The 16,746-nt window shown below is 69.2% G+C and carries 16 protein-coding genes, 1 pseudogene and 1 riboswitch; of the genes and pseudogenes, 9 read left to right on the forward strand and 8 right to left on the reverse strand.

The window, feature by feature from the left end; translation table 11 throughout:
- Window positions 1-156: 156 nt before the first annotated feature.
- Both ACQ66R_RS07955 and ACQ66R_RS07960 read left to right on the forward strand, forming a co-directional pair.
- On the forward strand, window positions 157-720 hold the full coding sequence (locus tag ACQ66R_RS07955; protein ID WP_430420810.1) for an ECF-type sigma factor: 564 nt from the start codon (window positions 157-159) through the stop codon (window positions 718-720).
- Entirely contained in the window at window positions 713-3,106 is a 2,394-nt protein-coding gene (locus tag ACQ66R_RS07960) for a protein kinase domain-containing protein (protein WP_430420811.1), read from the forward strand. Before ACQ66R_RS07955 ends, ACQ66R_RS07960 begins: the two co-directional genes overlap by 8 nt.
- 6 nt (window positions 3,107-3,112) lie before the next feature.
- Here ACQ66R_RS07960 and thiC read toward each other — a convergent pair whose 3' ends face one another.
- A complete protein-coding gene (thiC, locus tag ACQ66R_RS07965; protein WP_430420813.1) occupies window positions 3,113-4,948 on the reverse strand; it encodes a phosphomethylpyrimidine synthase ThiC in 1,836 nt (611 codons plus the stop codon).
- A gap of 38 nt (window positions 4,949-4,986) precedes the next feature.
- Window positions 4,987-5,094: riboswitch (TPP riboswitch) on the reverse strand.
- Between the two features lie 238 nt (window positions 5,095-5,332).
- Between thiC and ACQ66R_RS07970 the strand changes: the two genes are divergently transcribed.
- On the forward strand, window positions 5,333-6,439 hold the full coding sequence (locus ACQ66R_RS07970; RefSeq protein ID WP_430420815.1) for a helix-turn-helix transcriptional regulator: 1,107 nt from the start codon (window positions 5,333-5,335) through the stop codon (window positions 6,437-6,439).
- On the opposite strand, the gene ACQ66R_RS07975 is transcribed toward ACQ66R_RS07970, so the two are convergent.
- Entirely contained in the window at window positions 6,436-8,250 is a 1,815-nt protein-coding gene (locus ACQ66R_RS07975; protein WP_430420817.1) for a PEPxxWA-CTERM sorting domain-containing protein, read from the reverse strand. The genes ACQ66R_RS07970 and ACQ66R_RS07975 overlap by 4 nt on opposite strands.
- Before the next feature lie 148 nt (window positions 8,251-8,398).
- Here ACQ66R_RS07975 and ACQ66R_RS07980 point away from each other — a divergent pair, with 148 nt between their 5' ends.
- Genes ACQ66R_RS07980 through ACQ66R_RS07995 form a run of 4 tightly spaced genes read left to right on the forward strand, consistent with a single transcriptional unit; the run spans window position 8,399 to window position 10,944 of the window.
- The gene (locus ACQ66R_RS07980; protein ID WP_430420819.1) at window positions 8,399-8,818 is read left to right on the forward strand and encodes a hypothetical protein; all 420 of its coding nucleotides are present in this window, start codon (window positions 8,399-8,401) and stop codon (window positions 8,816-8,818) included.
- A gap of 16 nt (window positions 8,819-8,834) precedes the next feature.
- Window positions 8,835-9,203, forward strand: a complete 369-nt coding sequence (locus ACQ66R_RS07985) for a hypothetical protein (RefSeq protein ID WP_430420821.1) — start codon at window positions 8,835-8,837, stop codon at window positions 9,201-9,203.
- Between the two features lie 23 nt (window positions 9,204-9,226).
- Window positions 9,227-10,243 (forward strand): D-cysteine desulfhydrase, encoded by a 1,017-nt coding sequence (locus ACQ66R_RS07990; protein ID WP_430420822.1) that lies wholly within the window; start codon window positions 9,227-9,229, stop codon window positions 10,241-10,243.
- Window positions 10,240-10,944, forward strand: coding sequence for an aspartate/glutamate racemase family protein (locus ACQ66R_RS07995; protein WP_430420824.1), 705 nt, complete (start codon window positions 10,240-10,242; stop codon window positions 10,942-10,944). Before ACQ66R_RS07990 ends, ACQ66R_RS07995 begins: the two co-directional genes overlap by 4 nt.
- A 44-nt stretch (window positions 10,945-10,988) precedes the next feature.
- Here the strand turns inward: ACQ66R_RS07995 and ACQ66R_RS08000 are convergent.
- The 6 genes and pseudogenes from ACQ66R_RS08000 to ACQ66R_RS08025 all read right to left on the reverse strand — a co-directional run.
- Window positions 10,989-11,084 (reverse strand): annotated as a pseudogene (locus ACQ66R_RS08000) (PEPxxWA-CTERM sorting domain-containing protein); the annotation flags it as partial.
- 640 nt (window positions 11,085-11,724) lie between these two features.
- On the reverse strand, window positions 11,725-12,576 hold the full coding sequence (gene ypfJ / locus ACQ66R_RS08005; protein ID WP_430420825.1) for a KPN_02809 family neutral zinc metallopeptidase: 852 nt from the start codon (window positions 12,574-12,576) through the stop codon (window positions 11,725-11,727).
- Window positions 12,576-12,917, reverse strand: a complete 342-nt coding sequence (locus ACQ66R_RS08010; RefSeq protein ID WP_430420827.1) for a hypothetical protein — start codon at window positions 12,915-12,917, stop codon at window positions 12,576-12,578. Before ACQ66R_RS08010 ends, ypfJ begins: the two co-directional genes overlap by 1 nt.
- Before the next feature lie 33 nt (window positions 12,918-12,950).
- Window positions 12,951-13,514, reverse strand: a complete 564-nt coding sequence (locus ACQ66R_RS08015) for a tetratricopeptide repeat protein (protein ID WP_430420829.1) — start codon at window positions 13,512-13,514, stop codon at window positions 12,951-12,953.
- Between the two features lie 99 nt (window positions 13,515-13,613).
- Window positions 13,614-14,495: a DMT family transporter gene (locus ACQ66R_RS08020; protein WP_430420831.1), complete on the reverse strand. Its 882-nt coding sequence runs from the start codon at window positions 14,493-14,495 to the stop codon at window positions 13,614-13,616.
- 60 nt (window positions 14,496-14,555) lie between these two features.
- Window positions 14,556-15,440, reverse strand: coding sequence for an EamA family transporter (locus ACQ66R_RS08025; RefSeq protein WP_430420833.1), 885 nt, complete (start codon window positions 15,438-15,440; stop codon window positions 14,556-14,558).
- Between the two features lie 23 nt (window positions 15,441-15,463).
- Between ACQ66R_RS08025 and ACQ66R_RS08030 the strand changes: the two genes are divergently transcribed.
- Window positions 15,464-15,883, forward strand: coding sequence for an MAPEG family protein (locus ACQ66R_RS08030; RefSeq protein ID WP_430420834.1), 420 nt, complete (start codon window positions 15,464-15,466; stop codon window positions 15,881-15,883).
- A gap of 37 nt (window positions 15,884-15,920) precedes the next feature.
- Window positions 15,921-16,706: a cyclase family protein gene (locus ACQ66R_RS08035; RefSeq protein WP_430420836.1), complete on the forward strand. Its 786-nt coding sequence runs from the start codon at window positions 15,921-15,923 to the stop codon at window positions 16,704-16,706.
- The last annotated feature ends 40 nt before the right edge of the window (window positions 16,707-16,746 follow it).

A 16,746-nucleotide genomic window follows, 5' to 3' on the forward strand; every position in this document is an offset into this window, starting at 1 on the left:
CGGCGTAGGAGCGGACCCCGCCTCGAGACTCCCGCTCACAATCCTTAGGCGCCGGATCGCGCCGCCACGGGTCACGCGTGGCGAAATATTCCTGGTGCGCTCCCCCAGGAGGTGCGCCGCCTTGCCAGTTGCGGATGCTGTTCCCACAATCGGCCCATGCTGGACCGCGCCGCCAACGATCAGGTACGGCCGCTCCTCGCCGCATGGCGCGGCGGGGATCGCGCGGCCCGCGACCGACTGTTCAGCATTCTCTACGACGAACTCCAGCGCACGGCGGCGGCGATGCTGCGTGGCGAGCGGGACGTGTCGCTGTCGATCGGCGACCTGGTCCACGAAACAATCATCAAGCTGATCGCGCTGAACGAGATCGACTGGCAGGACCGGGCCCACTTCATGGCCCTCACCTCGGTGATGATGCGGCGCGCGCTGCTGGAGCATGTCCGCGCCAAGCGAACCGACAAGCGGCGGCACCAGAAGGTCGAGCTGATGACCAACCTGCCCGACGCGCCCAACGCCGACCTGGACGACGTGAACGACGCTCTGGAGCGGCTGTCGCGGATCGACCCCGAGCGGGCCGAGATCGTCGAGATGCGCTATTTCGGCGGCATGGAGATCGCCGACATCGCGGTGGTGCTGAACCTGTCGGAATCCACCGTGAAGCGGCGCTGGCAGGCGGCGCGGCTATGGCTCTACGAAGCAATGCAGCCGCTGGATGGCTGATCGAAAGACTTCGAAGTCGATCGAGGCCCGAGCGCTCGACCTGGTCGAGCGCGCCATGGATCAACCCTCCGACAGTCGAGCGGAATGGATCCGCACCCGGCGCGACCCCGAGGCCGTGCGCGCCCGCGCCCTCGCGCTGCTGGGCGGCAGCGCCGGCGCGGCGGCCATGCTGCCGACCGGAGGGGCCCCGGGGCAGGCCGGGGAGGCGCTGGCGCCCGAACGGATCGGGGCCTATCGGGTCACGGGCCTGGTCGGCCAGGGCGGCATGGGCGCGGTCTATCGCGGCGAGCGGGCGGCGGGCGACTTCGACCACACCGTCGCCATCAAGGTCATCCGGCCGGGCGCGCTGTCGGGCGCGTTGATCGAGCGGTTCCGGCGCGAACGTCAGACGCTGGCGCGCCTGGCTCATCCCAACATCGCGCGGCTGTTCGACGGCGGCGAGACTGCGGCCGGCGAGCCCTACATCGTGATGGAGTTCGTCGAGGGCCGCCCCCTGTCGGACTGGCGGGCTGAACAGCCTAGCCGGGCGGCGCGGCTGGACCTGTTCATCGCGGTGGCGTCCGCCGTGGCGTTCGCGCACCAGAACCTGATCGTCCACGGCGATGTCACGCCCGCCAACATCCTGGTGGACGCCGAGGGCCGGCCCCGCCTCATCGACTTCGGCATCTCGTCTCCGGCCACGGCCAGCCAGCCGTTCCCTGCGGCGCCGGACGGCAAGGCGGGCATCCACACCCCGGGCTTCGCCGCGCCCGAGCGGATCGCGGGCGCGCCATCGACGACGCTCTCGGACGTCTACTCGCTGGGCAAGACGATCGCCTGGCTGACCGAGGGCGAAGCAGGCGACCCGGAGCTCGCCGCCTTGATCGCCCGCGCCACGGCCGAGGATCCGGCCGACCGTTATCCGACGGTCGACGCGCTCATCGCCGACGTCGCCGCCTATCGCGGCGGATTTCCGGTGGCGGCCGTCGGCGGCGGACGGCGCTACGTGTTCGGCAAGTTCGTGCGGCGCCACCGTCTGGCGGTGGGCGCGGCGACGACCGCCGGGGTGCTGCTGCTGGGCGCATTCGGCGCGACCCTGGCGGCCAATGCGCGCGCCGAGGCCGCACGGGCCGAGGCCGAGGCCCGCTTCCAGCAGACCCGCAAGATCGCCACCACCATGCTGTTCGACGTCTACAACGCCGTCAGCAAGGTGCAGGGCTCGACCCGCGCGCGCGAGGTGCTGGCAAAGACCGGGCTGGAGTACCTCGACGCCCTGACCGCCGACCCGGATGCGCCACTGGACGTGCGGGTCGAGGCGGGGCGCGGCTATGTCCGCCTGGCGCAAGTGACGGGCAGCGGCCAGCAGAGCCAGCTGGGCAAGGCCGCCGACGCCAACGCTCTGCTCGCCAAGGCTGACGCCGTGCTGACCCGCGCCTACGCCGAGGCGCCGAACGACGAGAAGGCCCGCCGCGCCCTGGCCGACCTGCGCATCGAGCAGTCGGGCGTGAACCTCTACAACAACAGCGAGATCGCGCTGGCCCGCAAGCAGGCGATCGAGACCCAGAAGCTGCTGGAACCCTACGCCCGCAAGGACGCCGAGGCCGCGCGCATCTACGCCACCGCCATCCAGGCCGAGGGCGACAGCCACGGGTGGGACGGAAACTACGCCAAGAGCCTGGAGCCGTTCCAGCGCGCCGAGGCGTTCATCGCCAGCCTGCCGCCGGCGCTTCGCGGCGACACCGGCGTGATGAAGGCCCAGTCGGCGATCCTGCGTCTGCACGCCGAGGCGCATGACGAGCTGGACAATCCCGCCGCGGCGCTCGACCCGATGAACCGGGCGGTGGCGATCAACGAAGAGCTGGTCCGGCGCGAGGCCGGCTCGCCGGAGGTGCTGCGCAAGCTGGCGATCTCGCTCTGGTACCGGGCCGTCGTGCTGAAGGCGCTGCAGCGGCCGGCCGACGCCTATGCCTCGGCGGATCGCGCCGTCGCGGTCGCCCGCGACCTGCGCGCCAGGGATCCCGCCGACCGCGGCGCCGCCAACGTCTTCGCGATCGCAGGAGAGGTGCGCGCCCAGACACTCAGCGAGCTTAACCGCCTGCCCGAGGCCTACGCCATGGTGGAAGAGGTGCTGGGCGCCCACCGCCAGACCATCGAGCGGTCGGGCAACGCCCCCGGCGCGCGCCGCACCCTGGGCGAAGCCCTGCGCAGCGCCGGCGTGGTCTACTACAACGGCGGCGCCTACGCCCGCGCCTGCGCCGCTTGGGACGAGGCGCTGGGCGTCTACCGAGGCCTCGATCGCGAAGGCAAGATCACCGGCCACGACCGCACCGCCACCCTCGCCGAAATCAGGGCGGCCAGCGCGGCCGCCTGCAACCCCCCGCGCAAGGGGATCACAGGACGGCTCTGAGGCGGCCTATTCCGCCGGCGCCACCGGGATCAGGATTTCGCCGCCGCCTTCGCGGAACTTCTGGGCCATCTCGGCCATGCCCGTTTCGACGTCGTTCTGCTGGCGCGCGGCGTCGCGGATGTCCTGGCTGATCTTCATCGAGCAGAACTTGGGGCCGCACATCGAGCAGAAGTGGGCGGTCTTGAACGCTTCCTTCGGCAGGCTCTCGTCGTGGTACTCGCGCGCCGTCTCGGGATCGATGCCCAGGTTGAACTGATCCTCCCAGCGGAACTCGAACCGCGCCCGGCTGATCGCGTCGTCCCACATGCGCGCGCCGGGGTGACCCTTGGCCAGGTCGGCCGCGTGGGCCGCCAGCTTGTAGGTCATCACGCCGACCTTCACGTCCTCGCGGTTGGGCAGGCCCAGGTGCTCCTTGGGCGTGACGTAGCAGAGCATCGCCGTGCCGAACCACCCGATCATCGCCGCCCCGATCGCCGAGGTGATGTGATCGTAGCCCGGCGCCACGTCGGTGGTGAGCGGGCCAAGCGTGTAGAAGGGGGCCTCGCCGCAGGTCTTCAGCTGCTTGTCCATGTTGGCCTTGATCTTGTGCATCGGCACGTGGCCGGGGCCCTCGATCATCACCTGGACATTGTGCTTCCACGCGATCTGGGTGAGCTCGCCCAGGGTCTCCAGCTCGCCGAACTGGGCCGCGTCGTTGGCGTCGGCGATCGAGCCCGGACGCAGGCCGTCGCCCAGCGAGAACGAGACGTCGTACGCCTTCATGATCTCGCAGATGTCCTCGAAGTGCTCGTAGAGGAAGTTCTCCTTGTGGTGCGCCAGGCACCACTTGGCCATGATCGAACCGCCCCGCGAGACGATGCCGGTCACGCGCTTGGCCGTGAGCGGCACATAGGCCAGCCGCACGCCCGCATGGATGGTGAAGTAGTCCACCCCCTGCTCGGCCTGCTCGATCAGGGTGTCGCGGAAGACTTCCCAGGTCAGATCCTCGGCGACGCCATTCACCTTCTCCAGGGCCTGGTAGATCGGCACGGTGCCGATCGGCGCGGGGCTGTTGCGGACGATCCAGTCGCGGATGTTGTGGATGTTGCGTCCGGTGGACAGGTCCATGACCGTGTCGGCGCCGCAGCGGATCGACCAGACCATCTTGTCCACCTCGTCCGAGACGTGGCTGAGGACCGCCGAGTTGCCGATGTTGGCGTTGATCTTGACCAGGAAGTTCCGGCCGATGATCATCGGCTCGAGCTCGGTGTGGTTGATGTTGGCCGGGATGATGGCGCGGCCGCGGGCGATCTCGTCGCGCACGAACTCGGGCGTGCAGAAGTCCGGGATCTCGGCGCCGAAGTCCTCGCCGTCACGGATGAAGGCGTCCGTCTCCTTGCGGCGCAGGTTCTCTCGGATGGCGACGTATTCCATCTCGGGCGTGATGATCCCTCGGCGGGCGTATTCCAGCTGGGTCACGTTGGCCCCGGCCTTGGCGCGGTAGACGCGTCGCGGGGCGGTGAACTCGGGCGCCAGGTGTTCGCCCCGGGCGAAGCCGTTGTCCTCGGGCTTCACCGCGCGCGGGTTCTCGACGATCTCGACGTCGCCGCGGCTGACGACCCAGGGCTCGCGGGTCTTGGACAGACCCTTCTCGATGTCGATGCTGACGGTCGGGTCGGTATAGGGCCCGGAGGGATCGTACAGCGTCAGCGCCGGCTCGTTGGCCGACGGGTGCACCGCCACCTCGCGAAACGGCACGCGGATGTCGGGCCAGATCACGCCGGGCTGATACACCTTCTTGGAGCCCGGGCGTTCGCCCGTGGGGATGGCGGCGGCGGCCAGTTTGCCTGCAGGCTTGTTCATCGCGTTCGTCCTCAAATGACGGACGGATCACGGGCGTTGGTTGGGTGTCGGCCCTTCCCTTCGCCGGCATGACCCGGATCAGGTTCGACGGGTCGTGGGCTCGCCCACCTCTCAGCCGCCTGAGCGCGGCCCCCCGAGGATGGGAGAGGTTTAAGCCTGTTGACGTCGGAAGGAAACCACCGATGCCCGGCGACTGCGCTATGTCAGGAATCGACAGAGACGAAAGGCTGTCGAGAAGATGAACTCACGCAATGCTCATTCCTTCAGCGTTCTTCCGGGTTCCCGCTCAAGCAACCTGACCAGAAAAACTGAGATTCAACTCTCAGGCGACCCGTAGTTCACAAATCAGATTGCCGACATATGCTGGCCGCCAGTGGGGTAAGCATGACGGTTCAGTTGAGACCGGATTTCGACGCGGTCGTTTCAAGCCTCTACGAGGCTGCAGCCGTGTCCTACAGCTGGGGGCCAGCGCTCGATGGGCTTGCGCGGCTCACCGGAAGTCGTGGTGCGCTGATCACCCGCCCCGATCGCGCGCACGACGGGCTCGCGTGCTCGGAAAGCCTTGAAGACACCGTGGCCCAGTTCTTCGAACAGGGCTGGCACAACGACGATCTCCGCTCCACGCGCGTCATGGCGAGGACTCCCCAAGGTGGGTTCAGCCGCGACCAGGACATCACCACCGCCGACGAGCGGGCGCGCTCTGACTACTACGAAGGCTTTGCGCGGGCGGCCGGCGTGCCCTGGTTCGCCGCTTGCGGGCTGGCCGACAGCGCCTCGGTCATCGGCGTCTCCATCCAGCGCACCGATGCGGAAGGGGCGTTCGACGACGGCGATCTTGAGCGATTGCGCCGCATCAGTCCGCATCTGGAAAGCGCGATGAGCTTCGCGCGCAACGTCGCCGACCGGTCCAACGCGCAGGACCTGGACGCCCTGGAGGCCTCGGCCACTGCGGCGTTTGTCGTCGATCACGAGGGTGTCGTTAGGGCGATGAACGCCCGAGGCGAACAGGAGATGTCGCGCCTGGTCACCACCCGGCGCCGGCGCCTGACCGCGTTGGATCCCATGCTTCGGACGAGGTTCGAGCGGCTTGTGGCCGGCGCGGCGATGTTGGCCCGCAGCGCGAGCGCACCGGTCCAGGAGGGCCCCTTGCGGCTGACGGCCGCTGACGGATCCATGGCGCTGGCAAGCGCGATGCCGCTCTGCGGCGCGGCCAGACAGCTGGGAGACGGCCGCGCAATCGTCACCCTGACCGCGATCTCGCAGACCGTCGGCGTCGACGCCGCCGTACTGGCGACCGCCTTCGACCTGACGCCGGCCGAGGCACGCGTGGCGCATCACCTCACCCGTGGGCTGGACGCCCCCGAGATCGCAGAGGCCTGCAGCCTCTCGGTCGGCGCCGTGCGCTTCCACCTCAAGGCGATCCTGCCCAAGGCAGGGGTTCGCCGGCAGGCCGCGTTTGTCGCCCTGGCCGCGAGCCTCGGGCGGATTTAGGCCGCCAGGGCGAGCGCTGCGCGGCGGCGGCGCAGGCTGGCGCCCGCCAGGCCCATGCCGCCGATCAGTAGCAGCCACGTCGATGGCTCAGGCACGCCGGGGCCGTACGTCAGGCTGTAACGCTCACTTTCCAGGATCGGCGTCGTGGGGAATGGAGCGCCCGGCCCCATCCCCGGCAGCTTCTGCGGATTGAACGGATCGACGCCCAACGCCCGCAGACGGGCGATCACCTGATCGGCGTCTGACTGCGTCGCGAGAAAGTCCGGCGCGGCCAGTGCGCCGCGGAACGCCAGAATATCCTCGCCAGAGCCCTCGTTTCCGGGATCGACCTGGTCCACCAGGACTTGGCGCGCGATCGGCGCGAACAGGTCGTCGCGGAATGTGCACTGGTTGTCGATGCCGCCCGACACGCAACGACCGCCGAGGTTGTCCACAAGCCGGATCGTCGAGTCGCTGAGCTCAAAGCCGCCCACATCGACGTCCCGGAAGTTTCGCGTGTCGACGAAGCCGGTGATCGAGCAGCCGCCCGCGCAGGGATCCTGTCCCTCGAAGCGGTTGGAGTCGAACGTGAGGTTGAAGGTCTGTCCCACCTGGGTCAGCGCGGTGAACTCGCTGTAGCGGTTCATCTCGATGGTCCCGATGTCGAAGGCGATCGTCTTGTCGAGCAGAGGGCCGAACTCGAGCCCGTACCCCGACAGCCCCAGGGCCTGAAGGCTACCCGACACATAGCCGACCAGATCCAGGCTGGTGACCATGTTGCCGCCCAGGACGTCGTAGCGGGTAACGCCGATCGAGGCCGCGCCGGGAGCCCGGACCTGCAACTCTGCCCCGTTCGCAGCGGTGAACCAGCTTGTCGTCAGGTCGCTCCACGTGTTCTTCGCAGTGTCGAACACCTGGACCGGCGCGCTGAAGGCGTAGTTCACCCCCGCGCTCACCGTCTCAAAGGCCACCTTCTTCACGATGTCGAAGCCCGCGCCGATCTTGGCCGACAGGATGGTGTAATCGAATCCTGCGATCTCGCCCTTGAGCGGGAACGGCAGGCCGACGGCCGTGGCGAACGCCTGAGCGGCGTCGACGCTGACACTGACCAGCCCCTGCCGGCTGACGATCGCCGGCCCGCCTGCGACGTTCGTGGTCTTGGCGTCAAAGTTTGGCGCGGCGCCGCTCACGGTGAGGATCTTGCTTGGGTCGGTGTAGCTGAAGGACGGCCCACCGACGTCGACGCCAAAGACGTTGGCGTTGCCGGCCTCGGTCACGCCCATCAGGTACGTCGAGCCCTGTCCCAGGTTCACCTTAAGGTCGCCATAGAGACAGCCGCCGAGGCAGCCGCTGCCGCCCGCTTCCAGCTTCAGCCCATGGACGAGCCGTAGATCGGCGCTGAACCGACTGTCCACGTCCATATAGTTGGACGAGCCCTGGCTCAGGGTCGTCGCCAGCGTGAACGACTCGCCGATCTTGCTGGAGGCCATGCCGTCGGCGCCGCGAACCAGGGTTGTCGCCGTGGCGGTGGTCCCGAAGTTCGCAACCTGTCCGCTGACCGCGTTCGCCTGGAACCCCAGCTTGGGCGTCGCCGAGCCGTGAATCTCGGCCCCGAAGGCGTAGGGCGGCTCGCCGGCGACGCCGCCGATCGCGCCGCCATACGACGCGTTGAGAAGCATGAGGTTCGCGGTATGGCTGCGTACCTGCGAGTTCTGGCCCGTCAGGTACGTCTGGCCCCCGACGTCGAACCCGATGACGGCCGCCGCCGGCGACGGTGCGCCGATCGCTAACGCAGCGACAACACTGATCCCCAACCAAGAATGCCGCGCCATGACCACACTCCTACCAACAACAGCAGCGGCGGAGCGTAGGGGTGGCGGGCGTCCTGGACCCTACCCAGATGGGTAGCCTGCGCATTTGCAGGGACGATGAACCCTGGCGCGCGTATCATGCATTAAGGGGACGAGCAGGAGAACGCCCATGAGGTTTGTTGTCATCGCCCTGGCCGTCGGCGCGGCCGCCGTTTCGGGCCCAGCCTTGGCCGCGAAGCCCTCGCCGCTCGGCCCGGCCCCGGCGTCGGGCGGGGGCCTGCCCTCCGGCCAGTGCATCCGCTCAAGCGATATCCGCAATCACACGGTCGGCGATCGCAACACCCTGCTGATCGACGTTCAGGGCAAGGGCGCCTATCGCGTCACGATGAAGGGCGCCTGCCTGGCCGGCGCCAACTCGTCCGACCCGATCATCACCCGCAGTCCGCCCGGCGCGACCCTGATCTGCAGGCCGATCGACATGGACGTGTCGATTTCCATAGGCGGCTTCGCGACCCCCTGCATCGTGGATTCCATCGTCAAGATGTCGCCCGCGGAGGTCGCCGCCCTGCCGAAGAAGCTGAAGCCTTAGCCCGGAGATTTCGCCCATGAAGGCTCTCGTCGCCGCTCTCGCCGCGGCTGTTTCCTTCGGAACCGGGGCCATGGCCGGCCCGGCGTCACTGTCCGGCGACGACTGCGTCCTGATCCAGGACATCCGCAACCACACGGTCGTCGCTCAGAACACCATGCTGATGGAGGTCTTCGGCAAGGGCGTCTATCGCGTCACCACGGCCCAGGCCTGCTTCCGCAGCGCGATTTCATCCGATCCGATCGCCTTCAACACCCGCGGCCGCGAGCGGATCTGCAAGGCCAGCCAGCTCGGCCTGCAGGCCCGCAGCGGCTTTTGCGGCGCGCAGTCGATCGAAAGGCTGACCGCGGAAGAGGTCGCCGCCCTGCCCAAGGCGTTGAAGCCGTAGCCGTAAGGCGGTAGCGGTCGGGAATGCACCTCGCCCGCTTCAATCCCGTCCGCTTCGCCCATCTGCCCACGCCGTTCGAGCCGCTGCCCGGCCTGACGGAGCATCTGGCGCGCCCCGGCGGCGGCGGCCCGGCGCTGTGGATCAAGCGCGACGACTGCACGGGCCTGGCCGGCGGCGGCAACAAGACCCGAAAGCTCGAGTACCTGCTGGGCGACGCGCTGGCCAACGACGCCGACACCCTGGTCACCCAGGGGGCGATCCAGTCGAACCATGTGCGCCAGACGGCCGCCGCGGCCGCGCGCTTCGGCATGAAGTGCGAGATCATCCTAGAGGCCCGCACCGGCTCGAACGCCCAGGACTACAACCGCTCGGGCAACGTCCTGCTGGACGAACTGCTGGGCGCGAAGGTGCGCACCGTGCCCGGCGGCACCGACATGAACGCCGAACTGGCCAAGGTCGCGGCCGAGGTCGCCGACCGCGGCGGGCGGCCCTATGTGATCCCGGGCGGCGGCTCGAACGTGATCGGGGCGTTGGGCTATGTCGAGTGCGCGCTGGAGCTGGTGGCCCAGGCGAACGACGCCGGCCTCGAGATCGACCGCATCGTCACCGCCACCGGCAGCGCCGGCACCCACGCCGGGCTCGTGGCGGGTCTGGCCGTGATGGGCGCCGACATCCCGGTGCTGGGCATCGGCGTGCGCGCGCCGAAGGAAACCCAGGAGGCCAACGTCTACAAGCTGGCCCGCGAGACCGCCGCGCTGCTGGGCCATGAAGACCGCGTGACCCGCGACATGGTGGTGGCCGACTGCGACTACGTGGGCGCGGGCTATGGGCTGATCGACCAGGCGGTGGTGGATGCGCTGAAGACCATCGCGCGCACCGACGGGATCCTGCTGGACCCGGTCTACACCGGCAAGGCGATGAAGGGGCTGATCGCGCTCTCGAACCGCGGCGACTTCGACGGCGAGACCGTCGTCTTCCTGCACACCGGCGGCGCGCAGGGCCTGTTCGGCTACCAGTCGGAACTGGAGGGCAAGCTGTGAGCGACTCCTCGCTGACTCTGGGGGTGCTGGGCGGCATGGGTCCGGCCGCCACGGTCGAGTTCCTGGCCAAGCTGCAGGCCTACACGCCGGCCGAGAAGGACCAGGACCACATCCGGGTCATCGCCGACATCAATCCGAAGGCCCCCGACCGCAACGTCCCCGGCACGAACGCCGGCGACGTGCTGGCCGAGATGGCGGGCGCCCTGCGCGGCGCCGGCTGCGAGGTTCTGGCCATGCCCTGCAACACCGCCCATGCGCACGCCGACGTCATTCAGCGCGCCTCGGGTCTGCCGCTGATCGACATGATCGAGCTTGCGGCGCGGGCCGCCGGCCAGACGGGCGCCATGCGCGTGGGCGTGCTGGGCACGAAGGGCGCGCTGAAGCTGTATCGCGAATACCTGGCCGCCCATGCCATGGGGCTGGTCGCCCTGCCGCCCGAGCGGCAGGAGGCGTTCATGCAGACGCTCTATCGCATCAAGGGCGGCGACCTGGGGGACGCGGCGACCCGCGAGATGCAGGGCTACGCCGAAGAGCTGCGCAAAGCCGGCGCCGAGGTGCTGATCGCCGGCTGCACCGAGGTGCCGCTGGTGCTCGACGACCGCGACGTGAAGCTGAAGCTGGTCGACCCCGGCGACCTCTTGGCCCGCCAATGCGTCGCCGTCTGCCTGGGCTGGGAGCCCATGCCCCACGTCCCCGCCTGAGCAGGAGAGCGGCCGGCGCGCGACCGGCCGCCCCTTGGGGCCGATTAGGCCAGGATCATCCGGCGACGGCGCACCATTGCGCCCACGCTGCCGAAGCCCAGGATCATCAGCGCCCACGTGCCGGGCTCCGGCACCGCGCCCGTCTGGAGGGCGACGTTGTCGACCAGCAGGGCGGACGACATGCTGTTGTCGCCGTTGTTCCGCACGCCGGCTTCCAGGGTGTACTGGCCCGGACCGAGGTTGGCGCTGAAGCGGGTCCAGCCCGTCGCACCGTAGTCGCCGACGCTGCCGACGTTGGCCGAGAACACGGTCTGCGACGTATTGATGTCGAAGATCCGCACGTAGCTGTCGTCGTCATAGGGCATGTAGTCGAAGGCCAGGAACGCCGCGTCGCCCGAAAGCGTGCCGGCGGTCAGCAGGGTGAAGGTCTGGCTGAGGGTGGTGAAGACGCCCTCGCCGACACCCGCGTCCAGGCGGGCGAACACGTCGCCATCGGTGGCCGTGTAGTTGGCGCCCTGCGAGCTGCCGGCCGAGCCGACCACGGAGAGAAAGCCGTTCGTGGTCCAGCCGCTGAAGTCCAGCGTCTCGAAGCTGCCGTTGTCCAGGGCCAGCGCCTGGCCGCCCGCCATCGACAGTCCGACTGCCAGGGCGCCCGCCGCGAGGAGATTGCGAATGTTCATGGTCGTCGCTCAAATCCGATCCGCAGGAGACCGTCTCCTGCCGTCGAGCCCTGCTCTGCAAAGACCTTGCTAGTCGCGGCTGTCTCGATTTGGCGCGAGCCTAGAGGCGCCCCGCCCCGAAGGTGTCGCACACGCCGGGATCGCCCGCCTCGGCGCCTTTCCGGAACCACCGCATGCGCTGCTCAGAGCTGCCGTGGGTGAAGGCGTCGGGCATCACCTGACCCTGGGCCTTCCGCTGCAGCGTGTCGTCGCCCACCGCCGCGGCGGCGCGCAGGCCGTCCTCGATGTCGCTGGGGTTCAGAGCGACCTGCCCGCCCGAAACGGCAGAGGCGTTGGCCGCCCAGACGCCGGCGTAGCAGTCGGCCTGGAGTTCCAGCCGCACCGAGCCGCTTTCGGCCCCCTTGGCGCCCATCCGCTGCGCCCGCTCGGAGGCGCCGGTCAGGTTCTGGACGTGGTGGCCGATCTCGTGGGCGATGACGTAAGCACGCGCCGCCTCGCCGCCCGCGCCGAACTTGGTCTCCAGCTCCTGCCAGAACGACAGGTCCAGATAGACCTTGCGATCGGCCGGGCAATAGAACGGGCCCATCGCCGACTGGCCCATGCCGCAGCCGGTGCCGGTGGCCTGGTCGTAGATCACGATCGAGTCCGGCGGGCGGTAGGTCTGCCCGGCCTCCTTGAACTTCAGCGCCCAGACCTGGTCGACGTTGGTCGACACCACGTCCACGAAGCGCCCGGCCTCGTCGGCGGGCGTGCCGCGCACGCCTTCCTGCTGCTGGGCCTGGGGCGAGACGCTGTTGACCACACCCATGGTGGTGGACGGATCGATCCCGAAGAAAAAGTAGCCCGCCAGCGCCAGCACGACGCCGCCGATACCCATGCCGCCGGTGGCCACCGCGCCCAGCCCGCGCCGGTCCTCGATGTTGCCGCCGCCCTGCCCGCCCTGCCAGCGCATCAGCGGCGGTTCCGGGCGGCCGCCGCGACGCGACGGTTGGACTCAGCCAGCGCGGCGTCGGACATCGACGGATACACCGGCGCCGTGGCGGCGGCGCCGAGGGACGGCTCATAGCGAAGTTCAGGCACGCGCGGCGCGCTCCTCTGCAGGTCGGCCGCGCCCTGCTCGGCCCGCAGCCGGGCCTCCAGAGCCATCAGCTGGTTGGACTGGTCGATCATGCGCCGCTGGGCCGCCTCCTGCTGCGCCCGCAGCTCATCCAGCTGGATCTGCGACGACAGGGGCTGCGCCGTCGCAGGCGCGGCGACAGAAAGGGCGAGAAGCGCAGCGAGCGGGAGGCGCATGAGTGTAACCATGCGCGACCAACGGCTTTGACGCTAGCGGCGTTCCACGGTGTAGCGAGCCAGTTCCCGGCTGGGCTGCTCCCAGGTCGGCGCCAGCTCCAGCGCCTTGCGGAAGTCGAAGTAGGCGGCCTTGAGGTTGTCCAGGCCCTCATAGGCGAGGGCGCGGTTGAAGTAGGCCTTCTCCGGCTCCTCGACGCCCATCTCGAGCGCCTTGTTGATGTCGGCCAGGCCCTCGGCGTACCGCCGGGCGCCCACGTGGGCGGCGCCGCGGTTCACATAGGCCTCGCCGATGTCGGGCTTGGTCTCGATCGCCCGGTTGAAGTCGAACATCGCCGAGGCGAACTCCTTGCGTCGCAGCTTCAGCACGCCGCGATTCACATAGGTCCCGGCGCGGTCGCGCAGGCTGAGCAGTTCGGTGTCCAGGGCCATGTCGCACATGCCCTCGGACTTGGAGTCCGAGAGCCCGGTCAGCGCGGCCACGGAGCATTGGCGGGCCATGCCGCTGCCCAGCACGGTGACGGCGGCCTGCGCGCCGGACGCGGCGGCCAGAAGCGCCGCGCCGGCGGCGAACGCGAGGATATGCGAGGTCTTGAGCATGGGGGAGCGCTCCGGAGCCTGAAGGGTTTGTGGGAGGGTCCGCTTGTAACGCCGTTGTGTCAATTCAACCCTCAGGCATCGCGCTTCGCGACCCGCCGGCTAACGGGCCCGGAAGCGCTGCAACTCGCGGTTCAGGATGTAGACCCCGCTGCCCGCCACAATCACCGCCCCCACCAGGGTCAGCGGATGCGGCAGCTCGCCCCAGATCACCAGGCCCAGGCCCGTGGCCCAGATCAGCTGAGTGTAGTCGAACGGCGCGATCACCCCGATAGGGGCCTGCCTCAGCGCCTCGGTCAGGAACAGCTGCCCCACCCCGCCGATCAGGCCGGCCACGATCAGCAGGGCCAGCGTCATAGGATCGGGCGTCACCCAGTGGAACATCGAGCCGACCGCCCCCAGCACCACGCCGCCCAGGGTGAAGTAGAAGACGATGGTCGGGCCCTTCTCGGTGTCCGAGATCTGGCGGATGGCCACCATGGCGCCAGCCGCGCCCAGGGCCGACAGGATGCCCAGTGTGACCCCCGGAACGTTCATCTCGCCCGGCACAGGGCGGGCCATGATCAGCACGCCGATGAAGCCCACGAACACCGCCGCCCAGCGATGACGGCCCACCTTCTCCGACAGCAGCAGCGCCGACAGCGCGGTCATGAAGAGCGGCGAGGTGAACTGCAGCGCCGTGGCCTCGGTCAGCGGCAGGTACTGGACCGCCGAGAAGCCGCAGACCATGCCGGTCAGGCCCACGGTCGCCCGGATCAGATGCCCGAACGGCCGCTGGGTCTTCAGCACGCTGAAGCCGGTGGTGCGCGCGATGTAGAGGCCCAGCGGCACGAACGCGAACAGGTTGCGGAAGAAGATGATCTCGAAGACCGGGATGCCCCGCTCGCCGGTGAACTTCACCAGCGCCGACAGGCAGGCCATGCACGCCATCGCCGCCACGCGGAAGGCGATGCCGAGGGCGACGTTCTGGACGGGCGCGGTCACGGGCGCCCTTAGGCGGGACGATGGGCGTGTCCGTCAACCGCCACCTTCGCCGCAGCGGCTTCAGAGCCGCATGACGATCACGCCGCAGACGATCGCGATGGCCGCCGCCCAGCGCCAACGCCCCGCCGGCTCCTTCAACAGGAACACGCCGATCAGCATGGCGAACAGCACGCTGGTCTCGCGCAGCGCCGTGACCAGCGCCACCGGCGCGCGGGTGAAGGCCCAGAGCACGATCCAGTACGAGCCCAGCGACAGGGCGCCGGCGGGCAGCCCTGTCCGCCAGCCCTGGAACAGTACCGCCGGGGCGCGCAGCCCGCGGGTCGCCATCGCATAGGTCAGCATCACCAGCCCGTCGGCGACGAACATCCAGAGGGCGAACGAGGTCGCCGACCCTGCGATGCGCGCGCCCTGGGCGTCGGCCAGCGAATAGCCCGCCACGAACCCCGCCGTGCCCAGGGCGTAGGCCAGCGCCGGCCCGGGCAACCTGGCGAGGCCGGGTCCGCCCCGGAACGCCATCAGCGCGACGCCGCCCGCGATCAGCGCCACGGCCATGGCGCCAGCCGGCGGCAGCGCCTCGTTCAACAGGACGATCCCGCCCAGCGCCACCAGCGGCGGCGCTGCGCCCCGGGCCAGCGGGTAGACCTGCGACAGGTCTCCATGCTGATAGGCGCGGATCAGGAACAGCTTGTACCCGGTGTGCAGCAGCGCCGACCCTGCGACCCACGGCCAGGCCGCCGCCGCGGGCAAGCTGAAGAACGGCAGGAGCAGGAGCGCGAGCCCGCTCTGGGTCATCGAGAGCACCAGGATCGACGAGAACCGGTCCAGGCCCACGCGCACCACGGCGTTCCAGCCCGCATGCATGAGGGCGGCGGCCAGGACGGCGGCGAAGGCGACAGTGTCCAGCGGCTTGCCTTGGTGCGCGGCGGGGCGCTCACTCTCGGTCAAAAGAAGGATTCGGGGGAACGTAGATGTCGCAAACAATCCTGCAGCCCGTCGTCGCGCTGCTCGCTTGGTCGATGGTCATGTGGGCCTGGCTCTACGCCACGCGCATCCCGGCCATCGCGAAGGCCAAGGTGGCGATGGACCCGTCCATGACCACCGCCGACCTGAACCAGCACCTGCCGGCCAGCGTCCGGTGGAAGGCCGACAACTACAACCACCTGATGGAACAGCCGACGCTGTTCTACGCGGTGGCGCTGACCCTGGCGCTCCTGGACCAGGGCCACGGCATGAACACCTGGATCGCCTGGGGCTACGTGGCCTTGCGGGTCGTGCACAGCCTGGTCCAGGCGCTGACCAACGTGATCCTGGTCCGCTTCCTGATCTTCATGGTGAGCTCGCTGGCGTTGCTGGCGCTGGTGCTGCACGCCGCCTTGGCGGTGTTTTAGCCGCGAGGCTAAGCTCTCGAAAAATGGGAGGCCGCACGTGGCGCGCAGGCTGGTGGATCTGTCGATCCCGATCACGAACGACATCGTCTCGGACCCCGAGGTGATGCGGCCGCAGGTCACCTATTCCCGCCACAACGAGACGGTGGGCCAGATCGCCTCGTTCTTCCCCGGGCTGACCGCCGAGGACCTGCCGGACGGCGAAGGCTGGGCGGTGGAGCAGGTGCGCCTGTCCACCCACAACGGCACCCACATGGACGCCCCCTGGCACTTCCACTCCACCACCGACCAGGCCGGGGCCAGCCGCCCTGCGCCGACCATCGACGAGGGCCCGCTGGACTATTTCCTCCAGCCCGGCGTGAAGCTGGACTTCCGCCATTTCGAGGACGGCTATGTCGCCACCGCCGCCGACGTCGAGGCCGAGCTCAGACGCATCGGCCATGAGCTCCAACCGCTCGACATCGTGCTGGTCAACACCGCCGCCGGCGCCGCCTATGGCGACCCGAACTACATCCACAAGGGCTGCGGCATGGGCGAGGAGGCGACGCTCTACCTCACCGAACGCGGCGTGAAGGTGGTGGGCACCGACGCCTGGTCCTGGGACGCTCCGTTCAGCCATACCGCGAAGAAGTGGGCCGAGACCCACGACCCCAGGATCATCTGGGAAGGCCACAAGGCCGGCCGCCTGCGCGAGTACTACCAGATCGAGAAGCTGACCAACCTGGAGGCCCTGCCCGCCGATGGGTTCACGCTGTCGTGCTTCCCGGTGAAGATCGCGGGGGCGTCGGCGGGCTGGATCCGGGCCGTGGCGATCTTGGACGCCTGAGCTTTACCCATCCCCCGTCATCCCGGGCGCAGCGCTCGCC

Origin of the sequence: Phenylobacterium sp. (genome assembly GCF_965284355.1) — a bacterium.
GTDB lineage: Bacteria > Pseudomonadota > Alphaproteobacteria > Caulobacterales > Caulobacteraceae > Phenylobacterium.